This window comes from Kitasatospora sp. NPDC018619, assembly GCF_044391605.1.
In the GTDB taxonomy this organism is placed as follows: domain Bacteria; phylum Actinomycetota; class Actinomycetes; order Streptomycetales; family Streptomycetaceae; genus Kitasatospora.
The window spans coordinates 279,134-300,301 of sequence record NZ_JBISAI010000002.1 but is presented as its reverse complement, the minus strand read 5'-3'; the positions used below and the strand labels follow the sequence as shown (position 1 = coordinate 300,301).

12 protein-coding genes, 1 tRNA gene and 1 pseudogene are annotated in these 21,168 nt (G+C 74.3%); 8 read left to right on the top strand and 6 right to left on the bottom strand.

Annotated features, from left to right (window positions below; translation table 11 throughout):
• Positions 1-9: 9 nt before the first annotated feature.
• The 4 genes from ACH5AR_RS03790 to ACH5AR_RS03775 all read right to left on the bottom strand — a co-directional run bounded on the left by ACH5AR_RS03790 (position 10) and on the right by ACH5AR_RS03775 (position 3,448).
• Positions 10-1,728: an ABC transporter substrate-binding protein gene (locus tag ACH5AR_RS03790; RefSeq protein ID WP_396299763.1), complete on the bottom strand. Its 1,719-nt coding sequence runs from the start codon at positions 1,726-1,728 to the stop codon at positions 10-12.
• A gap of 145 nt (positions 1,729-1,873) precedes the next feature.
• Positions 1,874-1,966, bottom strand: coding sequence for an Ms4533A family Cys-rich leader peptide (locus tag ACH5AR_RS03785; RefSeq protein WP_317620150.1), 93 nt, complete (start codon positions 1,964-1,966; stop codon positions 1,874-1,876).
• A 158-nt stretch (positions 1,967-2,124) separates the two neighbouring features.
• A complete protein-coding gene (locus ACH5AR_RS03780; RefSeq protein ID WP_396299762.1) occupies positions 2,125-2,406 on the bottom strand; it encodes a hypothetical protein in 282 nt (93 codons plus the stop codon).
• Positions 2,407-3,371: 965 nt separating this feature from the next.
• A tRNA-Met gene (locus tag ACH5AR_RS03775) sits at positions 3,372-3,448 on the bottom strand.
• A 623-nt stretch (positions 3,449-4,071) separates the two neighbouring features.
• Between ACH5AR_RS03775 and ACH5AR_RS03770 the strand changes: the two genes are divergently transcribed.
• The 3 genes from ACH5AR_RS03770 to ACH5AR_RS03760 all read left to right on the top strand — a co-directional run bounded on the left by ACH5AR_RS03770 (position 4,072) and on the right by ACH5AR_RS03760 (position 6,727).
• On the top strand, positions 4,072-4,275 hold the full coding sequence (locus tag ACH5AR_RS03770; RefSeq protein WP_099897249.1) for a cold-shock protein: 204 nt from the start codon (positions 4,072-4,074) through the stop codon (positions 4,273-4,275).
• Positions 4,276-4,642: 367 nt separating this feature from the next.
• Positions 4,643-6,190 carry a DEAD/DEAH box helicase gene (locus ACH5AR_RS03765; RefSeq protein ID WP_396299761.1) on the top strand — a complete coding sequence of 516 codons (1,548 nt, stop codon included), beginning with the start codon at positions 4,643-4,645 and terminating at the stop codon, positions 6,188-6,190.
• Between the two features lie 156 nt (positions 6,191-6,346).
• Entirely contained in the window at positions 6,347-6,727 is a 381-nt protein-coding gene (locus tag ACH5AR_RS03760) for a CBS domain-containing protein (protein WP_396299760.1), read from the top strand.
• Between the two features lie 36 nt (positions 6,728-6,763).
• Here the strand turns inward: ACH5AR_RS03760 and ACH5AR_RS03755 are convergent.
• A pseudogene (locus tag ACH5AR_RS03755) lies at positions 6,764-6,844 on the bottom strand (riboflavin kinase); the annotation flags it as partial.
• Between the two features lie 360 nt (positions 6,845-7,204).
• Positions 7,205-8,551, bottom strand: coding sequence for an MFS transporter (locus ACH5AR_RS03750; protein ID WP_396299759.1), 1,347 nt, complete (start codon positions 8,549-8,551; stop codon positions 7,205-7,207).
• A gap of 931 nt (positions 8,552-9,482) precedes the next feature.
• On the opposite strand from ACH5AR_RS03750, the gene ACH5AR_RS03745 reads away from it, so the two are divergent.
• The 5 genes from ACH5AR_RS03745 to ACH5AR_RS03725 are packed head-to-tail and all read left to right on the top strand — an operon-like array spanning position 9,483 to position 21,150.
• The gene (locus ACH5AR_RS03745; RefSeq protein ID WP_396299758.1) at positions 9,483-15,560 is read left to right on the top strand and encodes an acyltransferase domain-containing protein; all 6,078 of its coding nucleotides are present in this window, start codon (positions 9,483-9,485) and stop codon (positions 15,558-15,560) included.
• Positions 15,557-17,407, top strand: coding sequence for an amino acid adenylation domain-containing protein (locus ACH5AR_RS03740; protein ID WP_396299757.1), 1,851 nt, complete (start codon positions 15,557-15,559; stop codon positions 17,405-17,407). Before ACH5AR_RS03745 ends, ACH5AR_RS03740 begins: the two co-directional genes overlap by 4 nt.
• Positions 17,408-17,447: 40 nt before the next feature.
• Positions 17,448-19,214: a beta-ketoacyl synthase N-terminal-like domain-containing protein gene (locus tag ACH5AR_RS03735; RefSeq protein WP_396299756.1), complete on the top strand. Its 1,767-nt coding sequence runs from the start codon at positions 17,448-17,450 to the stop codon at positions 19,212-19,214.
• 2 nt (positions 19,215-19,216) lie between these two features.
• Positions 19,217-20,461 (top strand): cytochrome P450, encoded by a 1,245-nt coding sequence (locus ACH5AR_RS03730; RefSeq protein ID WP_396299755.1) that lies wholly within the window; start codon positions 19,217-19,219, stop codon positions 20,459-20,461.
• On the top strand, positions 20,458-21,150 hold the full coding sequence (locus ACH5AR_RS03725) for a formyltransferase family protein (protein ID WP_396299754.1): 693 nt from the start codon (positions 20,458-20,460) through the stop codon (positions 21,148-21,150). Before ACH5AR_RS03730 ends, ACH5AR_RS03725 begins: the two co-directional genes overlap by 4 nt.
• The last annotated feature ends 18 nt before the right edge of the window (positions 21,151-21,168 follow it).

Below are 21,168 nucleotides of genomic sequence, written 5' to 3'. Positions count from 1 at the left end.
TGCCGTCCGCTACTTGACCGCGACCTGCGAGATGTCGAACACGCCGGTCCAGTCGCTGATGACGATGTTGCGGACGTCCTTGCCGGAGAGCCGCTTGTAGACGGGGTGGAACAGCGGGACGGTGAGCGCCTGCTCGCCGATCCGCTTGTCCAGCGCGCCCCAGCGCTTGGCGGCCTCGGCGTGGTCGGTGATCTTGTTGATCTGGTCGATCTCGTCGTTCACCGACGGGTCGTCCAGCTGCGCGGTGTTGAAGTTGTAGCCGTCGGTGACGATCTGCCGGCCGTCGAAGATCGGCGCGAGGAACGGGCCGCCGGACGGCCAGTCGGCGCCCCAGCCGGTGAGGAAGAGGCCGGGCTCGGTGCCGACGCCGTGGATCGTCTTGGAGTACCTGGTGGAGTCCAGGGCCTCCAGCTGGACGGTGATCCCGGCGGCCTTCAGGCCGTCCTGGACGGCGGTGGCGAGGTCCGGGCCGTAGCCCTTGCCGGTGGCGCTGGAGTGGGTGAGCGTGATGGTCAGGCCGTCCGGGTAGCCGGCCTCCTTCAGCAGCTCCTTCGCCTTCTCCGGGTTGCCGGTGGCACCGGCCGGGAACGGGTCGTACGGCGTGTGGCCGAAGGTCTCCTGCTCGGGCAGGAAGGTGGTGGCGGCCTCGGCGAGCGAGGAGCCGCCGGCGGCGTTGACGACCGAGGTGCGGTTGACCGCGTAGGCGACGGCCTGCCGGACCTTCGGGTTGTCGAAGGGCTTGACCTTGGGGTTGAACGCCAGGTAGTTGACGAAGCCGAAGTGGCCGGTGCCGACGCGGGCGGCGAGCGCCTTGTCGTCCTTCACCTGGGCGAGTTCGGAGGGGCCGAGGTTGGTGTCGGTGGTGACGGCGGCGGCGTCGGCCCCGGTGCTCGCGGCGAGCCGCTGGTTGATCACCGCCGGGTCGAGCCCGGACTGGACGTCGATGGTGTCCGGGTACGCCTTGCGCTGGTCGTCCGTCTCCGTCGACCAGTTGGGGTTGCGCTTGAGGACGAGGTGGGCGCCGTCGTTCTCGTTCTTGACGACCTGGTAGGGGCCGGAGGAGACCGGGTGGTCCTGGTACTTCGCCCCGGTGTCCTTGGCCTTCGGCACGGGTGCGAACTGCGTCTGGGTCGCGAGGTACGGGAAGTCGCCCTCGGGCTTGTTGAGGCGGAAGACGATGGTCTTCTCGTCCGGGGTCTCGATGGCGCTCAGTCCGCCGCCGTCCTTGTACGGCCCCTGGTAGTCGGCGGCGCCGATCAGCCAGTCCCTCAGGAACGGTGCGCCGCCGGAGAGTTCGGGCGCGAAGGAGCGCTCGATGCCGTACTTGATGTCGGCGGTGGTGATCGGCGATCCGTCCTCGTACTTCAGGCCGTCCTTGAGCCGGTAGGTCCACACCGTCGCACCCTCGGACGGGGTGCCGGTGTCGGTGGCGAGGTCCGGGACCACCTTGGTGCCCGCCGCGCCGTCGGCCCGGTTGCGGGTGGTGAGGGTGCGGAAGACCAGGGAGGGCACGTTGCCGCCGCCGGAGGTGTAGAGCCGTGCGGGGTCGAACTGCTCCTGCGGGTTCTGGTTGAGGACGGTGAGGGTGCCGCCCGGCTGCGGCGCGGCGCCCTTGTCGGCGCTCCCACCGCCGTCGGCCTTCGGTCCGCACGCCGCCGCTCCGACGACCAGGGCGACGGTGACGGTCGCCGTGGCGAGGCGGCGAGGGGTGAAGGTGGTTCGAGACATCGGAAAGGGAGCCTTTCGCTACCGATGGTGTACGGAGGAAGGCGGGCGGCAGTGAGGCCTCGGGGGGAATGAGCGGCACCGCGCCCGCCGGAAGGGGCGACGCCCCGACACGGCGATCACGCGGAACGCGTCGGGACAGGCGGAGTCAGCGACAGAGATTGTCGGAAACGCAGTGCGCGGCCACGCCGATCAGCGCCAGCTCGATGGCGGCGCACTCGATCGGGTGACGGTCAGACATGCCGAGAAGACTGTAGGACTTTAAGAGAAATGTCAAAATCCCCGTCCCCCCGGCCGCCGCGGAAGCCCCGGGGACGGATTTCCGCCCCCGGGGGCCGGGAGATTACGGGGAAACGGGGGAATGCCGGGGGGCGAACGCTCCGCCCCGCGCCCGGCCGGTCAGCCGCCCCAGGAGGCGGTCGGGGTGGACGGCCCGGACGCGGCGGTGCCCGGGGCGGCGCCGCCGCCCGAGGCGGTCGTCCGCACGCCCGGGGCCGCGGGGCCGGGCGTCGCAGCGCCGGAGGTGCGCGGCCCCGCGGTCTGCGCCGTGGTCCGGGCGGCGGTCCGGGCGGCGACCTGCGCGGTGGCGCGGGTGCCGGCCTGGTCGGTGCTGGTACGACGGGCCGCGGGGGCGGCCGAAGGGGCGTCGCCGCCCGGCAGCACCCGCTCGATCCGCAGCACCAGGTTGCGGGCCCCGGCGCTCGTCGCCCCCGTCCTGGTTGCGGCTGTGCACCTGCCGGGTCGGCACACCCCCGGTGCCCCGCCAACGCCCCTGTACCGCACGGATATTGGGGTACCACCGGCCCTGCTCCAGGTGCGCCACGTCGGGCTGCCAGCGCTCCGCCGCGACGAGGTGGCGCGACGAGGTGGACGGCGCCGACCTCGCCGGGGATCTCCACCGGGGCCGCTCCCGGGACGGTCACCACCGCACGCTGCGGGAACCGCCCCTCCACCGCCGTCACCGTGATCCGGCTCGCCCCCGGGTACCAGGCCCTCGCCGCCCCTTCGTCCGTCCCGCGGGGCCGACTGCCGACCGCCGCCCGGTCGGCAGTACGGCCGGCGCGCCGCCCCGGGTCCGATCGGCCGCGCCCGGCCCGGACCGACCGGACCGACTGCTGCCGGTGCTGGTCGAACTCCTCGGCGCGACCACCCGGCCGACCAGTGGCGCACCCGGCAGGCCAAACGGGAGCGCAGGCGGCGGCCAGGCCGCCACCGGCCGCGCGGGGGCCGCCGAGCCGTCCCTGCCGCCGGTGACGGACCCGCCGGAGGACCGTCCCTCGAAGGAGGCATGTGGGCGACGATCCGCCGGCCGGCGTCCGACCCGGGCCACGATGACGGAGCTGATCCGCGACCGCGACCGCACCGCGACGCCTTCGAGGGCCGGCAGCACTACCGGACCACCTGCGGCCTGCTCGTATGGGCCCCCAGGTCGCCCCGATCCGACCGTTGCGCGGTGCGCCCCCGTCCCCGGCAGTCACCGGAGGTTGCTCGACAGCCGGTCGCGCCCGGGCCCTTCGCGGCTGCCGCTGTCGACGGATTTGCAGGCAGTCGGGAAATCCGACATCCCAGGGTCTGCCGGCAGGCCGGTAGGTACGAAGAAAACGCCGAGGGCGGATGCGGCACCGCGCATCCGCCCTCGGCGTTCGTGGTAGCGGGGACAGGATTTGAACCTGCGACCTCTGGGTTATGAGCCCAGCGAGCTACCGAGCTGCTCCACCCCGCGTCGACGGGTTCGACTGTACGGCACCGGCCGCCGATCGCAAATTCGGATCCGGGACCGCTGTTTCCCCGCCCGCCGTGCTGTCGGCGTGGCCGCGGCATCCGACACGGACCGGTGGCGGCCCGGGGGCGGGGTGGACGCACCGGGTCACACCTTGTACATCCGTGCCCTGATTTCCGAGCCGCGGCAGGAATTTCGCGTACGCCGTCCGTAATGATCACGGCCGGCGCCGGTGGGCGCGCTGCGTGGCCGGCGCGGCGGGGCAGATCCATCCTTGGCGCTCGTGGGTTCGCCCATCCGAGGAGAGCGGGGCGCTGGCGTCGAGAGGGCGGATCTGTCGGGCCAACGTGGCTGTGCCTCACGCGTGTTGGAGGTCATGCCGCCTCCCGCCCCGCGGCCCCGGGGCAGCGGCCTGCAGAACTGGGGGTGGAATTTCCGCCCGTGGCGGGCCTGGACCTGCTAGAGTCGTTTTAGTTGCAGTAGTGGTTCCCATGAACTTTGTGTGTGCCTGCTGATGTTTCGCAGGCGCATTTTTGTTTCCCGGCTCTTCCCCGGGTGGGTGCTCATCGCGGCGACTCGAAGTCCGCACTGTGCGGGTTTTGGACAGCCCTCGAAGGAGATTTTTTATGGCTAATGGCACTGTGAAGTGGTTCAACGCGGAAAAGGGCTTCGGCTTCATCGAGCAGGACGGTGGCGGCGCTGACGTGTTCGCCCACTACTCGAACATCAACGCCAACGGCTTCCGTGAGCTGCTCGAGGGCCAGAAGGTCGAGTTCGACGTCACGCAGGGCCAGAAGGGTCCGCAGGCCGAGAACATTCGTCCGCTGTAGTTTCTGCCACGGCACCCGCCTGGTAGCGAGGGGCCCGCACCGCGTACATATGCCCGGTGCGGGCCCCTCGGCATTGCGCCACACCGCATACCCCGGCCGTTCAGGCCCCTGGCTCCGCCACCGGCGGCCATCCCCACGCGAGACGTCCCGCGCCGCGTCCGGATCGGCGCCCTGCCGTGAACACCCACGGTTCGAGGATCTTCGCTCCTTGCCCTTCGCGGTGAGCGCGGACCTGAGGTGACGTGCCGCACGGTTTCACCGTCCACGCTCCGCCCTCCCCATACTTCCGGCCCGTTCCTCGCGATCTCCTGCCGGCGCCCCGCGCTGCGGAGCCGCCTCGTGACGTGCCGCCCCAGGAAGGTTTCCCATGAACCGCTCCAGTCGCTCCCCGCACCGCAACACCACCTCCCGCTCCTCGGCCTCCGCCCGCTCCGGCAGTTCCTACGGATCCCGCTCCGGCGGCAGTTCCTTCTACGGCGACCGACCCGCCGGCGGCCGGAAATCCCGTCAGGGCTCTTCCGCGCAGGGCGAGTTCGCGATGCCGGTGAGCACCACCCCGGCGCTGCCGGCCGTCGAGGCGTTCGACGAGCTGGACATGCCGAAGGCGCTGTTGTCGGTGCTGACCCGGCAGGGCGTCACCGCACCGTTCCCGATCCAGGCCGCCACGTTGCCCAACTCGCTGGCCGGCCGTGACGTCCTCGGCCGGGGCCGGACCGGCTCCGGCAAGACCATCGCGTTCGGCCTCGCCGTGCTGGCCCGCACCGCCGGCCGGCGCGCGGAGCCGCGCCGGCCGCTGGCCCTCGTGCTGGTGCCCACCCGCGAGCTCGCGCAGCAGGTCACCGACGCCCTCACCCCGTTCGCCCACGCGGTGCGGCTGCGCATGGCGGCCGTGGTCGGCGGGATGTCGATCGGACGCCAGGCCCACGCCCTGAACCAGGGGGCCGAGGTCGTGGTCGCCACCCCCGGTCGCCTCAAAGACCTGATCCAGCGTGGTGACTGCCAGTTGGACGGGGTCGGCGTCACGGTCCTCGACGAGGCCGATCAGATGGCCGACATGGGCTTTCTGCCGCAGGTCACCGAGCTGCTCGACCAGGTTGCCGAGGGCGGCCAGACCATGCTGTTCTCCGCCACCCTGGACCGCAACGTCGACCGCCTGGTCCGGCGGTTCCTGAAGGATCCGGTCACCCACTCGGTGGACCCGTCCGCAGGCGCGGTCAGCACGATGGAGCACCACGTCCTGCACGTGCAGAACTACGACAAGGCCGCCACGATCGCGCACATCGCCTCCCGCGAGGGCGGCGTGATCATGTTCATCGACACCAAGCACGGCGCTGACCGCCTGGTGGAGGACCTGCTCGCGAACGGGGTGAAGGCCGCCGCCCTGCACGGCGGCAAGTCCCAGCCGCAGCGCACCCGCACCCTGGAGCAGTTCCGCACCGGCCAGGTCACCGCCCTGATCGCGACCAACGTCGCTGCCCGGGGCATCCACGTCGACGGCCTCGACCTGGTCGTCAACCTCGACCCGCCGAGCGATCACAAGGACTACCTGCACCGCGGCGGGCGCACCGCCCGGGCCGGCGAGTCCGGCACCGTCGTCACCCTCGTGCTGCCCAACCAGCGCCGCGAGATGGCCCGCATGATGGCCACGGCCGCCATCACCCCCGTCACCACCCGCGTCAGCGCCGGCGACGACGACCTGGCGCGCATCACCGGCGCCCGGGTGCCCACGGGCATCCCGACCGTGATCGCCTCCCCCGTCGTCGAACGCCCCCGCCGCAGCGCGTCCACGAGCCGCGGGCGTCGCAGCCGCCCCGCCCGCGCGGGAGTCGACAACCGCGCCACCGCCACGGGCCGCGACAGCAAGGGCTCCTCCGGCCGCCGCCGGGCACCTCGCCGCGTCGCCCTCGCCGCCTAGCGTGTACGGGGGCGGGGACTGCCGCCCCCGTCCTGGCCTCTACCGCTCGCCAAGCGACCAGCATCCTCGGCCCGCTCCTGCGCACCGCCGGCCGTCCCACCGTCAACGCCCTGCCTACCGCCGGTCCCGGCGGTGGATACGCGAAGGAGTCCGCCCATGACCATCACCCTCGAACGCACCGGGACCGCCGCCACGGTCGGCGACCTCATGAAATGCCCTGAGCTGCAGATCAGCGACGACGCCATGGTCGACACGGCGATGGACGTCCTGCAGAGCTCCGGCACCGACCACCTCCTGGTCCGTGACGACGACGGCCGCTGTGCGGGGCTGCTGACGCGCCTGCACCTCGCGCCGTTCCAGGCCCGCTCCTGGTACACCGAGCGGACCCCGGTGCGCGACATCGTCCTCGACCGTGCCCCGTTCGCCACCGCCGACATGTTCGCAGACGCGGCGGCCGCCGCCATGCGCGCCCGGGGCCTGGACGTGTGGCCGGTGGTGGACCATGACGGCCACGCGATCGGCCTGCTCAGCTTCTAGCTTGATCTTGACCACCGACGTCGAACAGTCTTCGGCGGTGGGGAAGCCCAGCCCCCTCCCCCGTCCGGCACCGTGGACCACGGTGCCGGACAGCGGAGCCGCCGGGGCGCCGGCCACGGGGCGTGAGCTCACGGAGCCGGCTGGTGTGGAAGACGACCGACCCGGGCGGCCAGGCGCACCCGGGAGCCGAGCCGGGCGGCCGCGACGGCCTGGTCCGGCCCCCTTTGCCGCCGAGGCCCTCCACGAGGCCCCGCGCGGGGCGCCCCGGCCGACGCGAGGCGATCCGGACTGCTGACCCGACAGGTACGGGGCAAGCCGGGCTCCCGGCCCCCGGCACTCACGAGGCGACCCGGGCGGGACCCGACAGGCGCAAGCCGCCCGAGCGGGCCCCGACGAGGGCGGGGCAACCACCGGCGGCTGGGCAGCCCGGGCCGGGGCCCCGCCACACACCCCCGCCCGGGCCGCTGCGCCCCGCCGCTACGCCCGGCGGCGCGCCGCGATGAGCGCCGCGCCCGCGACGCAGGCGGCCGCGGCCGTGAGGTAGGCGAGGTGGTAGCCGGCGAGCTGGTCCGCGCTCGTCCCCGCGACCAGGACGATCACCGCCACGCCCGCGCTGGCGCCGACCTGCTGCATCACCACGTTCACCGCGCCCGCCACGGCGTGCTGCCGCTCCGGGACACCCGAGAGCCCGGCGGACGTCATCGACGGGAAGTTCAGCCCCTGCCCGATGCCGCTGACCACCAGCCCGGGCAGGACGTGCAGCACGTAGTCGCCGTCCTGCGGGGTGGCCGCCCACAGGCCGGTGCCCACCCCGATCAGGACGAGGCCGACGGCCATCAGGGTGCGCGGCGGGTAGGTGGCGAGCAGTCGGCCGGTGGCGAAGTTGGCGGTGAGGAACACCGCCAGGGACATCGGCACCAGCGCCAGGCCGGACTCGAAGGGCGAGTAGTGCAGCATCCCCTGGAGGTACAGCGGGGCGAAGAACAGCATCCCGATCGAGCCGGTGTACTGGAGGAACGCCGAGAGGCTCGCGTCCCGCACCGCGGGGATCCGGAAGAGCGCGAGCGGGAGGACCGGATCGGGGGTGCGGTGCTCCCGCACGACGAAGAGCACCAGGCACGCCACCGCGGCGGCGAGGACGGTCCAGGCCGTCGCGCCGCCGCTGCTCGCCCCGACGACGAGCAGGGTGAGACCGAGGGTGCCGGTGACCGCGCCGGGCAGGTCCAGCCGGCCGCGGTGCCCGGCGCTGTCGGGCAGCCCGATCCGCGTCGCGCCGAGCACGCCGGCCCCCAGCAGCACCGAGAACCACAGCACCGAGCGCCAGCCGAGGAACTGGGTCAGCACGCCGCCCAGCAGCACCCCGCCGCTGAAGCTCACCGCACCGACCGCGGTGTACACGCTGACCGCCCGGTTGCGCGCCGGCCCGACCGGGAAGATCGCGGTGAGCAGGCCCAGCGCGGCCGGCCCCGACAGGGCCGCCCCGATGCCCTGGACGGCGCGCGCGCCCAGCAGCGTCGCGGCGTTCGGCGCCACCGCGCCGACCAGCGCGGACGCGGTGAACAGCGCCACGCCGACCTCGAACACCCGCCGCCGCCCGAGGACGTCGGCCAGCCGGCCGCCCACCAGCAGGAAGCCGGCGAAGGTGACGGCGTAGGCGGTCATGACCCACTGGAGCGTGGTCTCGCCCAGCTGGAAGCGCTCCCCGACGGCCGGCAGGGCGGCGTTGAGCACGCCGAGCCCGCTCACGTCCAGGGCGAACGCCCCGGCCAGCACCCCGAGTGCCAGACCCGGCCGACGGGCCGACGCGACCGCGGTGTCGGTCATGCGGGCCGTCCCGCAAGGTCGCGGGCGGATCGTCCGGCCAAGGGGCCGTCCACGTTGACTGATGACCTGTCAATATTCTCAACTGGCATGCGGTCAGCTTGCATTGGTCGCTCATCCGCTGTCCACCCCGCCCGGCGCGCATGATAGCGGCAGAGCGTCCGCCCCGGAGTCATTCGACCACCATCGACCCGAGCCCGACGGCGGCGGCCCGCCGCCGCACCGGACCAGGGCCCGGCGGGCGAACCGCCCCCCTCCCGTGAGCACGCATGATTTCGGCCGAAGGGGCGGGACTTTCGCACACCCATCCCATTCGGAGAAGTCGAATCGGACACTTTGGCGATCAAATCCCGCCAGCGCTCCACCCGGCCGCCGAAATGCGCGATCCTTGAGCCCGATGACCACGTAGTCGACCCACCACTCCGCACCCCCAGGGGCGGACGAACACGCCCGCGCCGCTCGATCGCCCGCAGCGCAAGGGCCAGGACGTCAGACCGGCGAGTGCAGTCGATCGGCAAGTGCCGCACGCGTCGGCGAGAACTCCACAGTGAGCCGCTGATCAGTGAGCCGCCGGACGGCCACCACGCGAACCACTCCGAAGCCGCAGCCCCTCACCCCGGAGCCGTGCCGACGGGCCGAAAGGCAACGCCCGCGCGCCGGCTACCGCCCGCTCCACCGGCCTTCCCGAACCCTCCACCTGGTCTCCCGCTCGTTCCACCGGACCTCCGCCCGCCGCGCGCACGCAGGCCCGGGGCCCCGATTCCGCCCCCTGCCCCGCGCCGGTTCCACCGCGGCGCCCGGCCCGGCGGAGCGGTCGTCCCACGCCACCCCCCACGTCCCTGTTTCCGGCTGCCCGGATATCCCCCCCCCCCCCCCGCCCGCCGGTCCGCCGTGAAACCCGTCACCATTCCACCCGTCCTGCCGAGGAGCCGCCATGCCGCAAGAGCGCGCAGCGCGAGACATCGCCACCGTCACGGATTTCCTGCTGTCCCGCTTCGCCGACCTGGTGGACGTGTCCGCGGACGCGCTGGACCGCGCGGCGCCGATGCACGGGTACGGGCTGGACTCGGTGAAGTCGGTGGGCCTCGCGGCCGCCCTGTCGGAGTTCCTCGGCCGGCAGGTCCCGGCGACCTGGATGTGGCAGTACCCGACCCTCGACGAGCTGGCCCGCGCCCTCGTCGCCGGCCCGCCCGCCGAGGACCCCGCCCCGGGCACCGGGCACCGCGGGCCCTCGCACGAGCCCGTCGCGGTGGTGGGCATCGGCTGCCGCTTCCCCGGCGGCCCCGACCCGGCCTCGTTCTGGCGGCTGCTGGTCGAGGGCGGCGACGCCGTCGGGCCGGTGCCGGCCGAGCGCCGCGAGCTGCTGAACGGCTCGGTCCGCTGGGGCGGGTTCATCGACGGCATCGACCGCTTCGACCCGCTGTTCTTCGGCATCTCGCCCCGCGAGGCCGTCCAGATGGACCCGCAGCAGCGCCTGGTCCTGGAGCTGGCCTGGGAGGCGCTGGAGGACGCGGGCATCCCCCCGCACACCCTCGTCGGCAGCGACACGGGGGTGTTCATCGCCTCCTGCTGGAACGACTACGCCGCCCTGGCGCACTACCGCGGCCCCGACGCCGGGATCACCCCGCACACCGCGACCGGCATGCACGACGGCATCATCGCCAACCGCGTCTCCTACGCGCTCGGCCTCCAGGGCCCGAGCATGGCGATCGACGCCGCCTGCGCCGGGTCGCTGGTCTCGGTGCACGTCGGGTGCCAGTCGATCCAGCTGGGCGAGAGCGACCTGGTGCTGGCCGGCGGCGTCAACCTCAGCTTCGTCCCCGACTACTACACCGCCATGGACCGGCTGGGCGCGATCTCGCCGGACGGCCGCTGCAAGACGTTCGACGCCCGGGCCAACGGCACCATCCGCGGCGAGGGGGCAGGCGTCGTCGTGCTCGCCCCGCTGAGCACCGCGCTCGAACGCGGCCTGCCGGTGTACTGCCTGGTCAAGGGCAGCTCCTCCAACAACGACGGCCCCAGCAACGGGATGACCGCGCCCAACCCGCAGGCGCAGGAGAAGATGCTCCGCACCGCGTACCGGCGGGCGGGGATCGCCCCGCACCTCGTGGACTACGTCGAGTGCCACGGCACCGCGACCCCCCTCGGCGACCCGATCGAGGCCAACGCCGTCGGCGCCGTCCTCGGCGGGGCCGACCGCGCGGCGCCGCTGCGGATCGGCTCGGTGAAGTCCAACGTCGGCCACCTGGAGGCGGCGGCCGGCATCGTCGGCCTGGTCAAGCTCGCACTGTCGATGCGCAACGGCGTCCTGCCGCCGAGCCTGCACTACAGCGCGCCGAACCCGCAGATCCTGTTCGACGACTACAACCTGGCCGTCCAGGACCGGCTGACGCCGTGGCCGCGGCGCTCGGACGCCCGGCGGGCGGGCGTCAGCTCCTTCGGCTTCGGTGGCGCGATCTGCCACCTCGCGGTGGAGGAACTGCCGCGCCCCGAGAGCGCGCTGCTCCTGCTGGCCGCGGACTCCCGGGAGGAGCTGGCCGAGCGGGCCGGGGCGCTGCGCGGCGAGCAGGACCTGCGCGCCCTGTGCCGCCGCCGGCCCGGCGCCGGCGCGTTCCGGCTCGCCGCCACCGCCCGCGACACGGCCGAACTCCGCAGCAGCCTGGACGCCTTCGCCGCGGGCGCCGCGGCCCCCGGGCTGAGCGTCGGCGAGGCGGCCGGCGGCCGGCCCCGGGTGGCGTTCCTGTTCTCCGGCAACGGCTCGCAGTGGCCGGGCATGGGCCGCCAACTGCTCGCCGGGCACCCGGTGTTCCGCCGCTCCCTGATGAGGTCCGACCGGCGGATGCGGGAGCTGCTGGGCTTCTCCCCCGTCGAACAGCTGCTGGCCGCCGACGGCCGCATCGACGACATGGACGTCTTCCAGCCGCTGCTGTTCTCCCTCCAGGTCGCGCTGGCCGACACCTGGCGCTCGCTCGGCGTGGAGCCGGACGTCGTGGTGGGGCAGAGCGTCGGCGAGTTCGCCGCCGCCCACGTCGCCGGGGCGCTCGACTTCGACGACGCCTCCCGGCTGGCCGCCCACCACGGCCGGCTGCTCCAGCTGCTGGCCGTGGGCCGCGGCGAGGGCATCGTGGTGACGGCCCCCGCGCAGGAGGTCCGGCCGCACCTGACCGGCGGGCTCACCCTCTCCGGCCGCAACGGCCTCGGCTCCACGCTGGTCACCGGCACCCCCGAGGAGGTCGACGACCTCGTCGAACGGCTGACGGCCGCGGGCGTCACCACCCACCGGGTGCGGATGGGCCACGCCCCGCACTCGCCGCTGGTGGACCACGTCCTCGCCCCGCTGAAGGCCGAGCTCGACGGCCTCCGGCCCCGGACCGCCCGCGTCCCGATGATCTCGACGGTCACCGGCGCCCTCGTGGACGGCGCCGAACTCGGGCCGGACTACTGGGCCGACAACCTGCGCCGGGAGATCCGGGTGGTCGACGCCCTGACGGCGCTGCGCGACCACGGCGTGGACGCGGTGGTCGAGCTCAGCCCGCACCCGCTGCTGCTCAGGTCGGCGGCGGAGATCCTCCCGGGCGCCGCCACCCTGCCCTCGCTGCGGCGCGGCGCCGACGAGGCCTCCGTGCTGCTCGGCTCGCTCGGCGCCCTCTACACCGCCGGGCTGGACGTCCCCGCCCACCCGTTCCTCGCCGGGGACGGGGGCCGTCACGTCGCGCCGGGCAGCGGCGACACGGCGGACGACGGGCGGGTGCACCTGGTGCCCGTCACCGCCCGCAGCGCCGAGGCGCTGGCCGACACCTGCCGCGCGCTGTCCAACCACGTCGAACGCGACCCGGCGCTGCGGGTCTGCGACCTCGCGTACACGCTCGCCGCCCGGCGCAGCCACCACGGCCACCGGATCGCCCTGCTCGCCCGCAACCGGCAGGAGGTCCTGGACGGCCTCGCCCGGATCGCCGACGGCCGACCGCACCCCGACCTCGTCACCGGCACCGTCTCCCCCGCCGCCGACCGCCGGGTGGCCCTGGTGTTCTCCGGCAGCGGCACCCACTGGGCCGGCATGGGCCGCGAGCTGCTGCGCTCGCACCCCGGCTTCCGGGCCTCGATGGAGGCCTGCGACGCCGCCGTGCGCGCGGCCGGCGGCGGCTCGGTGCTCGACCCGCTCACCGCCCCGGCCGAGCAGGCCCGGTACGAGGAGCTGGACGTCCAGCAGCCCGTGCTGTTCGCCCTCCAGGTCTCGCTGGCGAAGGTCTGGCGGGAGCTCGGCGTGCGGCCCGCCGCCGTCGTGGGGCACAGCCTGGGCGAGGTCGCGGCGGCCTGCGTGGCCGGGGCACTGTCCCTGGAGGACGCCGCCCGGGTGGTGGTCGCCCGCTCGCAGCTGCTCCAGCACGAGGCCGCCCCGGGCGCGATGCTCTCCGTCGACCTGCCGGAGCCCGAGCTGCTGCCCCGCCTGGCCGGGTACGCCGGGCAGGCGGCCGTCGCCGCCGTCAACAGCCCCACCAGCACGGTGGTCTGCGGCCCGGCCGGGGTGCTCGACGCCCTGGCGGCCGAGCTCGGCCGGGACGGGGTCCCGGTCAGGCGGCTGCGCGTCGAACGGCCGATGCACGGCCCCGGGATGGACCGGCTCACCGGCCCGCTGCGCGAGCGGCTGGGCGGCATCACCCCGCTGGCGCCGGACGCCGACTTCCACTCCACGGCCCTGGCCGGCGCGGTGAACCCGCCCGTGGACGCCGACTACTGGGCGCACAACCTGCGCGACCGGGTCCGGTTCGCCGAGGCGGTGGGCGCGCTGGTCGACCGGGGCGTCTCCACCTTCCTCGAAATCGGACCGCACGAGACGCTGCGCGGCGCCGTCGAGGAGATCGGGCTGTCCCGGGGCGCCCGGGTGCACGCCGTCAACTCGCTGCGGCGCGGCCACGGCGACCTCCGCTGCCTGCTGGGCGCCGCCGCCGAACTGTTCGTCAGGGGCCTGCCGCTGACCTTCGACCCGCTGTTCGCCGACGACGTCGAGGTGGTGGAGACGCCGCTCGTCCAGTGGCAGAAGGAGCGCTACTGGATCGACACCGAGCCCCGCCGCGAGCCCGCCCCGGCCCCGGCCCTCGGGGCGCCGCAGGCGGCGCAGCCGGCGCAGACCCCGGAGGCACGACGAGCGGAGGGGCTGGGCACGGAAGCGCCGGACGCGCAGGCCCCGGCGGCGCAGCGGCCGGTCGCGGAGGTGGTCCTCGCCGAACTCGCCGACGCCCTCGGCGTCCCGGCGGACCGGTTCGACCCGGACGCCGGCCTGCGGGACTTCGGCCTCGACTCGATGCTGGCGATCCGCCTCGTCAACCGGATGCAGGCGGTGCTCGGGCACCGGGTCTCGCCGGTGGTGTTCCTGGACGGGCGCTCCGTCGCCGAGGTCGTCGAGCACTTCGCCGGGCTCACCGGCGCACCGCCCGCCCCCGCGCCCGCCGCGCCCTCCACACCGGCCGCACCCCCGGCCCCGGCCCCGGTCGCCGAGGTGCCGGCGCCTGCCCCCGTGGCCGCGCCGAAGCCGCCGTTCCCGGAGGGCCTGTCCGAACTGGACGCCGAGGAGCTGCTGGAGGAGCTGGACGCGCGCGGCCTGCTGACGGCCACCGACGCCCCGGCGCTGGAGCAGCTGCGCGCCGACGGCCTGGGCCTCGCGCTGGCCCCGGCCTCCCACGGCCAGGCCTCGCTCTGGTTCATGCAGATGATCGCGCCGGACGCGGTGCCCTACAACTACATGGTGACCGCCCGGATCCGGACGGCGGTGGACGAGGAGGCCCTGGAACGCGCCGTCCGGGCCGTGCTGGAGCGCCACCCCGCGCTGCGCACCGTCTTCGTGGAGGCGGGCGGCACCCCGTACCAGGTGGTCCTGGACGAGCCGCGGTACGAGTTCCTCGCGGTGGACACCACCGACCTGGACGACGAACAGGCCCGGGAGGAACTCGCCCGGTACGGCCACGAGCCGATGGACCTGGACAACGGGCCGCTGGTGCGGGTCGTCCTGCTGCGGCGCGGCCCGGCCGACCACTACCTGCTGGTGCTGGTCCACCACATCGCCTCGGACGCCGCCTCGGCCGACGTCATCATCCGCGAGCTCCAGGAGTACTACGGGGGAGCCGACCCCGCGCGCAGCGCGCCCGTCCCCCCGTACACCGAGTTCGTCGACCGGGAGCGGCAGTGGCTGGCCGGCCCGGCGGCCGAGGCGGCGCTGGACTGGTGGTCGCAGCGGCTCGCCGACCCGCCCGCCCACCTCGACCTCTCCGCCAAGGAGCGGCCGCCGGGCGTCACCTACGAGGGCCGCGACCTCGCGTTCCGCTGGAGCGCCGAGGAGACGCGCCTGCTGCGGGAGTTCGCGGTGCGCGAGGGCGTGTCGGTCAGCACCGTCGTGCTGGCCGGGTTCTTCGCCGCGCTCAACCGCGCCGTCGGCGCCGAGGACGCGGTGCTGGCCACCGCCATCGCCCAACGGGCCGAGGCCGGCTGGGAGTCCGCCGTCGGCTACTACCTGAACACCGTGCTGGTCCGGGCGGCCCCGGCCGCCGACCGGAGCTTCCGCGAGCTGCTGCGCGAGGTGCACGCCTTCTCGCTCGGCCTGCTGGAGCACATGAACTACCCGCTCGACCTGCTGGCCGCCCAGCTGAAGCCGCCGCGCGCCGAGGGCCGCTCCCCCTGGTTCGACACGGTGGTGAACTGGCTGTCCTCGGACGCCTTCCCCCGCTCGGTGAAGCTCTTCCACGGCGTCGGCGAGACCCTCGAACCGGACGGCGCGCTGCCCCTCGAACCGCTCCCGGTGCGCCGGCACCTGGCCAAGTTCGACCTGGAGATCTCGATGGCCGACATCGACGGCCGGGTGGCCGGGCACGTCCAGTACAAGCCGGACTACCTGGAGCGGGAGACCGTCACGGCGCTGCTCGCGCTGTTCCGCACCGTGCTCTTCGACTCGATCGCCCGCCCCGACCAGGCCCTCGGCGCCGTCGCGTCGCCCGGCCTTCCCAAGGAGACGGACCAATGACCCAAACCCTGCACGCCGAGTTCGTCGCCCAGGCGGTCAAGAACCCCGACGCGACGGCCGTCTACTCCGACGCCGGCGTCCTGACCTACGGCGAACTGAACGAGCGCTCCCGGGTACTGGCCGAGCGCCTCGTCGCCGACGGAGCGGGCCCGGGCGTCCCGGTCGGCATCTGCGTCGAGCGCACCCCCGACCTGCTCGTCGCCGTCCTGGCGGCGCTGCGCTCCGGGGCCTGCTACCTGCCGCTGGACCCGCACTACCCCGCCGAGCGGCTGGGCTTCATGGTCCGGGACAGCGGGACGCGGCTGCTGCTCACCACGCCCGCCGCCCGGGCCCACTGCCCGAGCGGGCCGACGGTCGTGGTCCTCGGGCCGGAGGTGACCACCGAGTCCGGCGTGAAGCCCGTACCGGTCGTGCCGGAGGACACCGCGTACGTCGTCTACACCTCGGGCTCCACCGGGGTGCCCAAGGGCGTGGCCGTCCGGCACGCCGGGGCGGTGGCGATGCTCGCCGAGATGGACCGCGTCCTGGAGGGCTGCGACCTCGGCGGCGTCTCGGCGGCGAGCTCGATCTGCTTCGACCTGTCCGTGATGGAGCTCTTCAACGCGCTGTGCCGCGGCGGCGCCGTCGTGCTCGTGGAGAGCGCCGTGCAGCTGGCCGAGAGCCGCTACGCGGACCGGATCACCCACCTGAGCGTCGTCCCGTCGGTGATGAACGGCCTGCTCGACGCCGGCGCGGTGCCCCCCAACGTGCGCTCGATCGTGTTCGGCGGCGAGGCGCTGCGCCGCAAGCTGGTGGACCGGGCCTACCGGGAGACCGGCGCCACCCGGGTGTTCAACGCCTACGGCCCCACCGAAGGCACCGTGTTCTGCACCTTCGGGCCGGTGCCCGAGGGCGGGCGGGACGAGCCGACCATCGGGCCGCCGACCGCCACCGACCTGGTCTACCTGCTCGGTGCGGACCTGGCGCCGGTGCCGGCCGGGGAGCCCGGCGAGCTCTACCTCGGCGGCGTCGGCCTCGCGCACGGCTACGTGAACCGGCCGGGCACCACCGCCGAGCGCTTCGTGGCGGACCCGTTCCGCGCGGGCGAGCGGATGTACCGCACCGGGGACCTCGCGCGGTTCACCGAGGACGGCGAGCTGCGCTTCCTCGGCCGCACCGACCACCAGGTGAAGCTGCGCGGCCACCGGATCGAACTGGAGGAGGTCGAGGCCCGGCTGACGGCCTGCCCGGAGGTCCGCGAGGCGGCCGCCACCGTCCGCGGCGACCGGCTGGTCGGCTACGTGGTGCCCGCGGGCGAGGGCGCGCCGCTGCCCGGGCCCCGGCTGGACACCGCGCTGCAGGGCGCCGTCACCGGCCGGCTCGCCGCCGAACTGCCCGACCACCTGGTGCCCGCGACGCTCGTCCTGCTGGACGCCCTCCCGCTGGGCCCGGGCGGGAAGCTCGACCGCGGCGCGCTGCCCGAGCCGCCGGCCGTCGGCGCCGACGGGCCGCGGACGGCCGCCGGCACGCCGACCGAGGTGGCGCTGGCGGAGATCTGGGGCGAACTGCTCGACCTCGACCCGTCCACCATCGACGTGCAGTCCGCGTTCTACGACCTCGGCGGCGACTCGCTGCTGCTGGTCCGCCTCGCCCGGCTGATGACCCGGCGCTTCGACCGCCGCGTCCGGGTGCCCGACCTCTTCAGCTTCCGCGACATCGCCTCGCTCGCCCGCTGGCTGGACGACGACAGCGGTGCCGCCCCCGAGGCCGTCCGGTCGGCCCGCCTGCGCGCCGGCGCCCGCCGGGCCGCCCTGCGCGGCCGCGGCGGCGGCGCGGCCGGAACCCCCGGCCCGGGCACCGGCCGCTGAGCCCGGCCACCCCCACTCGACACGAAGCAGGAGCCCTTCCATGACCGACAGCCCCGAGCAGGAGTACGACCCGGGTGACGTGGCCGTCATCGGCATGTCCCTGCGGGCGCCGGGTGCCCGCACCAAGGAGCAGTTCTGGGACAACCTCGTCCACGGCCGGGAGTCCGTGACGTTCCTGGCCAAGGAGGACATCCACGTCGACGAGACGCTGATCCACAACCCGTCCTACGTCCGGGCCTGCGGCGTGCTCGACACCTACGACCGGTTCGACCCGTCGGTGTTCGGCATCAGCGACCGGATGGCCGCCGCGATGACCCCGGAGAACCGGCTGTACCTGGAGAGCGCCTGGGAGGCCCTGGAGGACGGCGGCTACGACCCGGACCGGCTCACCGCCGAGATCGGCATGTACGGCGCCAACAACCCGCAGACCGCCGCGCTCTACAGCTCCCCGCCGGACCGCGCGTCGGTCGGCCCCGAGGCGATCGAGGCCAGCCTGGCGTGGTCGCCGGACAGCATGACCTCCAACGCCCTGTACTACCTGGGGCTCACCGGCGAGGCCGTCACGGTCGCCGCCGTCTGCGCGGGCTTCCACTACGCGGTGCACCTGGCCTGCCAGTCGCTGCTGCTGGGCGCGTGCGACATGGCGATCGCCGGCGGCTCGATGGTGCGGCTGCCGCACCCCCGCGGGCACCTGTGGGAGGAGAACCGGATCCTGTCCCGGGACGGCCACTGCCGCCCGTTCGACGCCAACGGCACCGGCACCGCGCTGTCCAGCGGCGTGGTGACCCTGCTGCTGAAGCCGCTCGGCCGGGCCGTCGCCGACCGCGACCACGTCTACGCCGTGGTCAGGGGCACGGCCGTGAACAACAACGGCGTCAGCGCGATGGCGTACGGCCTGGCCCAGCCCGAGCGGCTGAGCGCCTGCATCGCCGCCGCCATGGAGGTCGGCGGCGTCGCCCCGGACACCGTGTCCATGTACGAGGCCAACGGCCTCGGCCTGCCGGTCACCGACGGGCTCGAAGTGCACGCGGCGGCCATGGCGTTCGGCAAGCAGACCGCCACCGCGTCGATCGGCGGGGTGAAGGGGAACGTGGGCCACGGCGGGGTGGTGTCCGGCGGCTTCGGCACGGTGAAGGCCGCGCTGGCCCTGTACCACCGGACGCTCCCGGCGACGATCAACCTGACCGAGGTCGACCCGGACCTCGACCTCCCCGCCACCCCCTTCGTGCCCCAGATCGAGACCGCCGCCTGGGAGCCGGAGGCCGGCATCCGCCGGGCGGGCATCACCTCCCTCGGCGGCGGCGGCTACAACGCCCACCTGGTGCTGGAGGAGCCGCCGGCGCCCGCCGGGCGCGCCCCCGAGGAGGTGGGCCGGCCGCGGCTGGCCACCCTGTCCGCGATGGACGACGAGGCGCTGGCCCGTCAGCGCGCCCGGCTGCGGGAGTGGCTGGAGGACCGCCCGGACCTGCGCCTGGACGACGTCTGCTTCACCCTCAACCTCGGCCGCAAGGTGATGGGCCGCCGGTGGGCAGCGGTGGTCCGCAGCCGCGCGGAGCTGGTCGCGGCGCTGTCCGACGACGCCCGCGGCGCGGCCGCCCCGTCCGCCGCCGCCGGCTCCTCCTCCGGCGGTGGCCGCGGGCTGGTGCCGTCCGGCCAGGACGCGTCCGCGCTGGCCGACCTGGCCGCCGCCTGGCTGGCCGGGCAGCAGGTGGACTTCGACGCCCTGCACCGGGACGGGGCCGGGCGCCGGGTGCCGCTGCCCACCTACCCCTTCCGGCCCCGCCGGTTCTGGCGCACGGACTGGTGAGCATGACGACACCGTTGGGCCCACCGGCCCTGGACACCGTGGACCTGGGCGACCCGGCCACCTTCGCGGAGCACGACCTCGACGGCTTCTGGCGCACCCTGCGGGACACCGCGCCGCTGCACTGGAACCCGCCGGCCGGCGGGCGCCGGGGGTTCTGGGTGCTCTCCCGCCACGAGGACATCATGGCGACCTACCGGGACGACGTGCACTTCACCTCCGAGCGCGGCAACGTGCTCGTCACCCTCCTGGAGGGCGGCGACGCCGGGGCCGGCCGGATGCTGGCCGTCACCGACGGGCCCCGGCACCTGGAGCTGCGCAAGATCCTGCAACGGGTGCTCTCGCCGCGGGTGCTCGACGAGGTCGCGCGGACGGTCCGGGACAACACCCGCCGGTGGATCCGTGAGGCGGTCGAGTCCGGCGGCTGCGACTTCGCGGAGCGGATCGCCGCCCGCATCCCGATGACCACGATCTCGAACCTGCTCGGCGTGCCCGAGCGGGACCGGGAGTACCTGCTCGGCCTGACCAGGACGGCGCTGTCCGCGGAGGACGAGGACATCGACGAGGTCGACTCCGAGATGGCCCGCAACGAGATCCTGATGTACTTCATGGACCTCGTCGAGGAGCGGCGCGAGGCCCCCGGCGAGGACGTGATCAGCATGCTGGTCGCCAGCGCCGTGGACGGCGTGCCGCTGTCCGACGAGGACGTCGTCCTCAACTGCTACAGCCTGATCATCGGCGGCGACGAGACCAGCCGGCTGACGATGATCGACTGCGTCCGCACGCTCGCGGCCCGGCCCGGGCAGTGGCAAAGGCTCAAGCGGGGCGAGGTCGCGATCGAGACCGCCGTGGACGAGGTGCTGCGCTGGGCGTCCCCCACCCTGCACTTCGGGCGCAGCGTCGAGCGGGCGACCGAACTGCACGGGGTGCGGCTGGAGCCGGGCGAGATCGTCACGCTCTGGCACGCCTCCGGCAACCGCGACGAACGGGTCTTCGAGCGGCCCGGGGAGTTCGACCTCGGCCGCACCCCGAACAGGCACCTGGCCTTCGGCTACGGCCCGCACTTCTGCGTCGGCTCGTACCTGGCCAAGGTGGAGATCGCCGAACTGCTCCAGGCCCTGCGGGACTTCACCCTCGGGATCGAGCAGACCGGCGAGGCGCGGCCGATCCGCTCCAACTTCCTGACCGGCTTCTCCACCATGCCGGTGCGTTTCGAACCCGACCACTCCGGGCTGAGGGAGTGCCGATGAACATATACATGTCAGGGCAGGGCGCGTTCGCGGTGCAGGTCGCGGAGGCCCTGCTGGACAAGGGGCACAAGGTCGTCGGCGCGGCCGCGCCCCGGCTGCGCAAGGGCCGGACGGACGAGCGCGACGCGATGTCCTGGGACCGGCTGCGGGCCTGGGCGTTCCCCCGGGACATCCCCTGGACGGACGCGGCCGAACTGCGGGCGGCGCACGTCCCGGACGGCGTGGACGTCATCGTCGCCGCGCACTCGCACGCCTTCCTCGGCCGCCGGACCCGCGCCCGGGCCGGGGTCGCGACCATCGGGTACCACCCCAGCCTGCTGCCGCTGCACCGCGGCCGGGACGCGATCCGGTGGACCATCCGCGACGGCGACAGGGTGACGGGCGGGAGCGTCTACCACCTCACCGAGCGCACCGACGCCGGCCCGCTCGCCGCCCAGGAGCACCTGTTCGTGCCCCCGGGCTCGACCGCGCAGAGCCTGTGGCGCGACCACCTGGCCCCGCTCGGCGTGCGGCTGCTGGTGAAGGTCGTCGCCGACCTCGCCGCCGACCGGCGGATCGAGGTACCCCAGGACGAGAGGCTGGCGACCTGGGAGCCCGCGATGGACGCGCCGCCGCTGTTCAAGCCCGAGTTGATCGCCCTGCCGGGTTCGGTGCGGGTCGAGGGCAGCGCGCGGGCGCTGCACGAGTGAGGAGGGTGCGGCGCCGCG

Bases quoted from the DNA above. Each gene is read 5' to 3' on its own strand.
- ACH5AR_RS03790 (WP_396299763.1), bottom strand. From the start codon at position 1,728: ATGTCTCGAACCACCTTCACCCCTCGCCGCCTCGCCACGGCGACCGTC.
- ACH5AR_RS03785 (WP_317620150.1), bottom strand. From the start codon at position 1,966: ATGTCTGACCGTCACCCGATCGAGTGCGCCGCCATCGAGCTGGCGCTG.
- ACH5AR_RS03770 (WP_099897249.1), top strand. From the start codon at position 4,072: ATGGCTAATGGCACTGTGAAGTGGTTCAACGCGGAAAAGGGCTTCGGC.
- ACH5AR_RS03765 (WP_396299761.1), top strand. From the start codon at position 4,643: ATGAACCGCTCCAGTCGCTCCCCGCACCGCAACACCACCTCCCGCTCC.
- ACH5AR_RS03760 (WP_396299760.1), top strand. From the start codon at position 6,347: ATGACCATCACCCTCGAACGCACCGGGACCGCCGCCACGGTCGGCGAC.
- ACH5AR_RS03750 (WP_396299759.1), bottom strand. From the start codon at position 8,551: ATGACCGACACCGCGGTCGCGTCGGCCCGTCGGCCGGGTCTGGCACTC.
- ACH5AR_RS03745 (WP_396299758.1), top strand. From the start codon at position 9,483: ATGCCGCAAGAGCGCGCAGCGCGAGACATCGCCACCGTCACGGATTTC.
- ACH5AR_RS03740 (WP_396299757.1), top strand. From the start codon at position 15,557: ATGACCCAAACCCTGCACGCCGAGTTCGTCGCCCAGGCGGTCAAGAAC.
- ACH5AR_RS03735 (WP_396299756.1), top strand. From the start codon at position 17,448: ATGACCGACAGCCCCGAGCAGGAGTACGACCCGGGTGACGTGGCCGTC.
- ACH5AR_RS03730 (WP_396299755.1), top strand. From the start codon at position 19,217: ATGACGACACCGTTGGGCCCACCGGCCCTGGACACCGTGGACCTGGGC.
- ACH5AR_RS03725 (WP_396299754.1), top strand. From the start codon at position 20,458: ATGAACATATACATGTCAGGGCAGGGCGCGTTCGCGGTGCAGGTCGCG.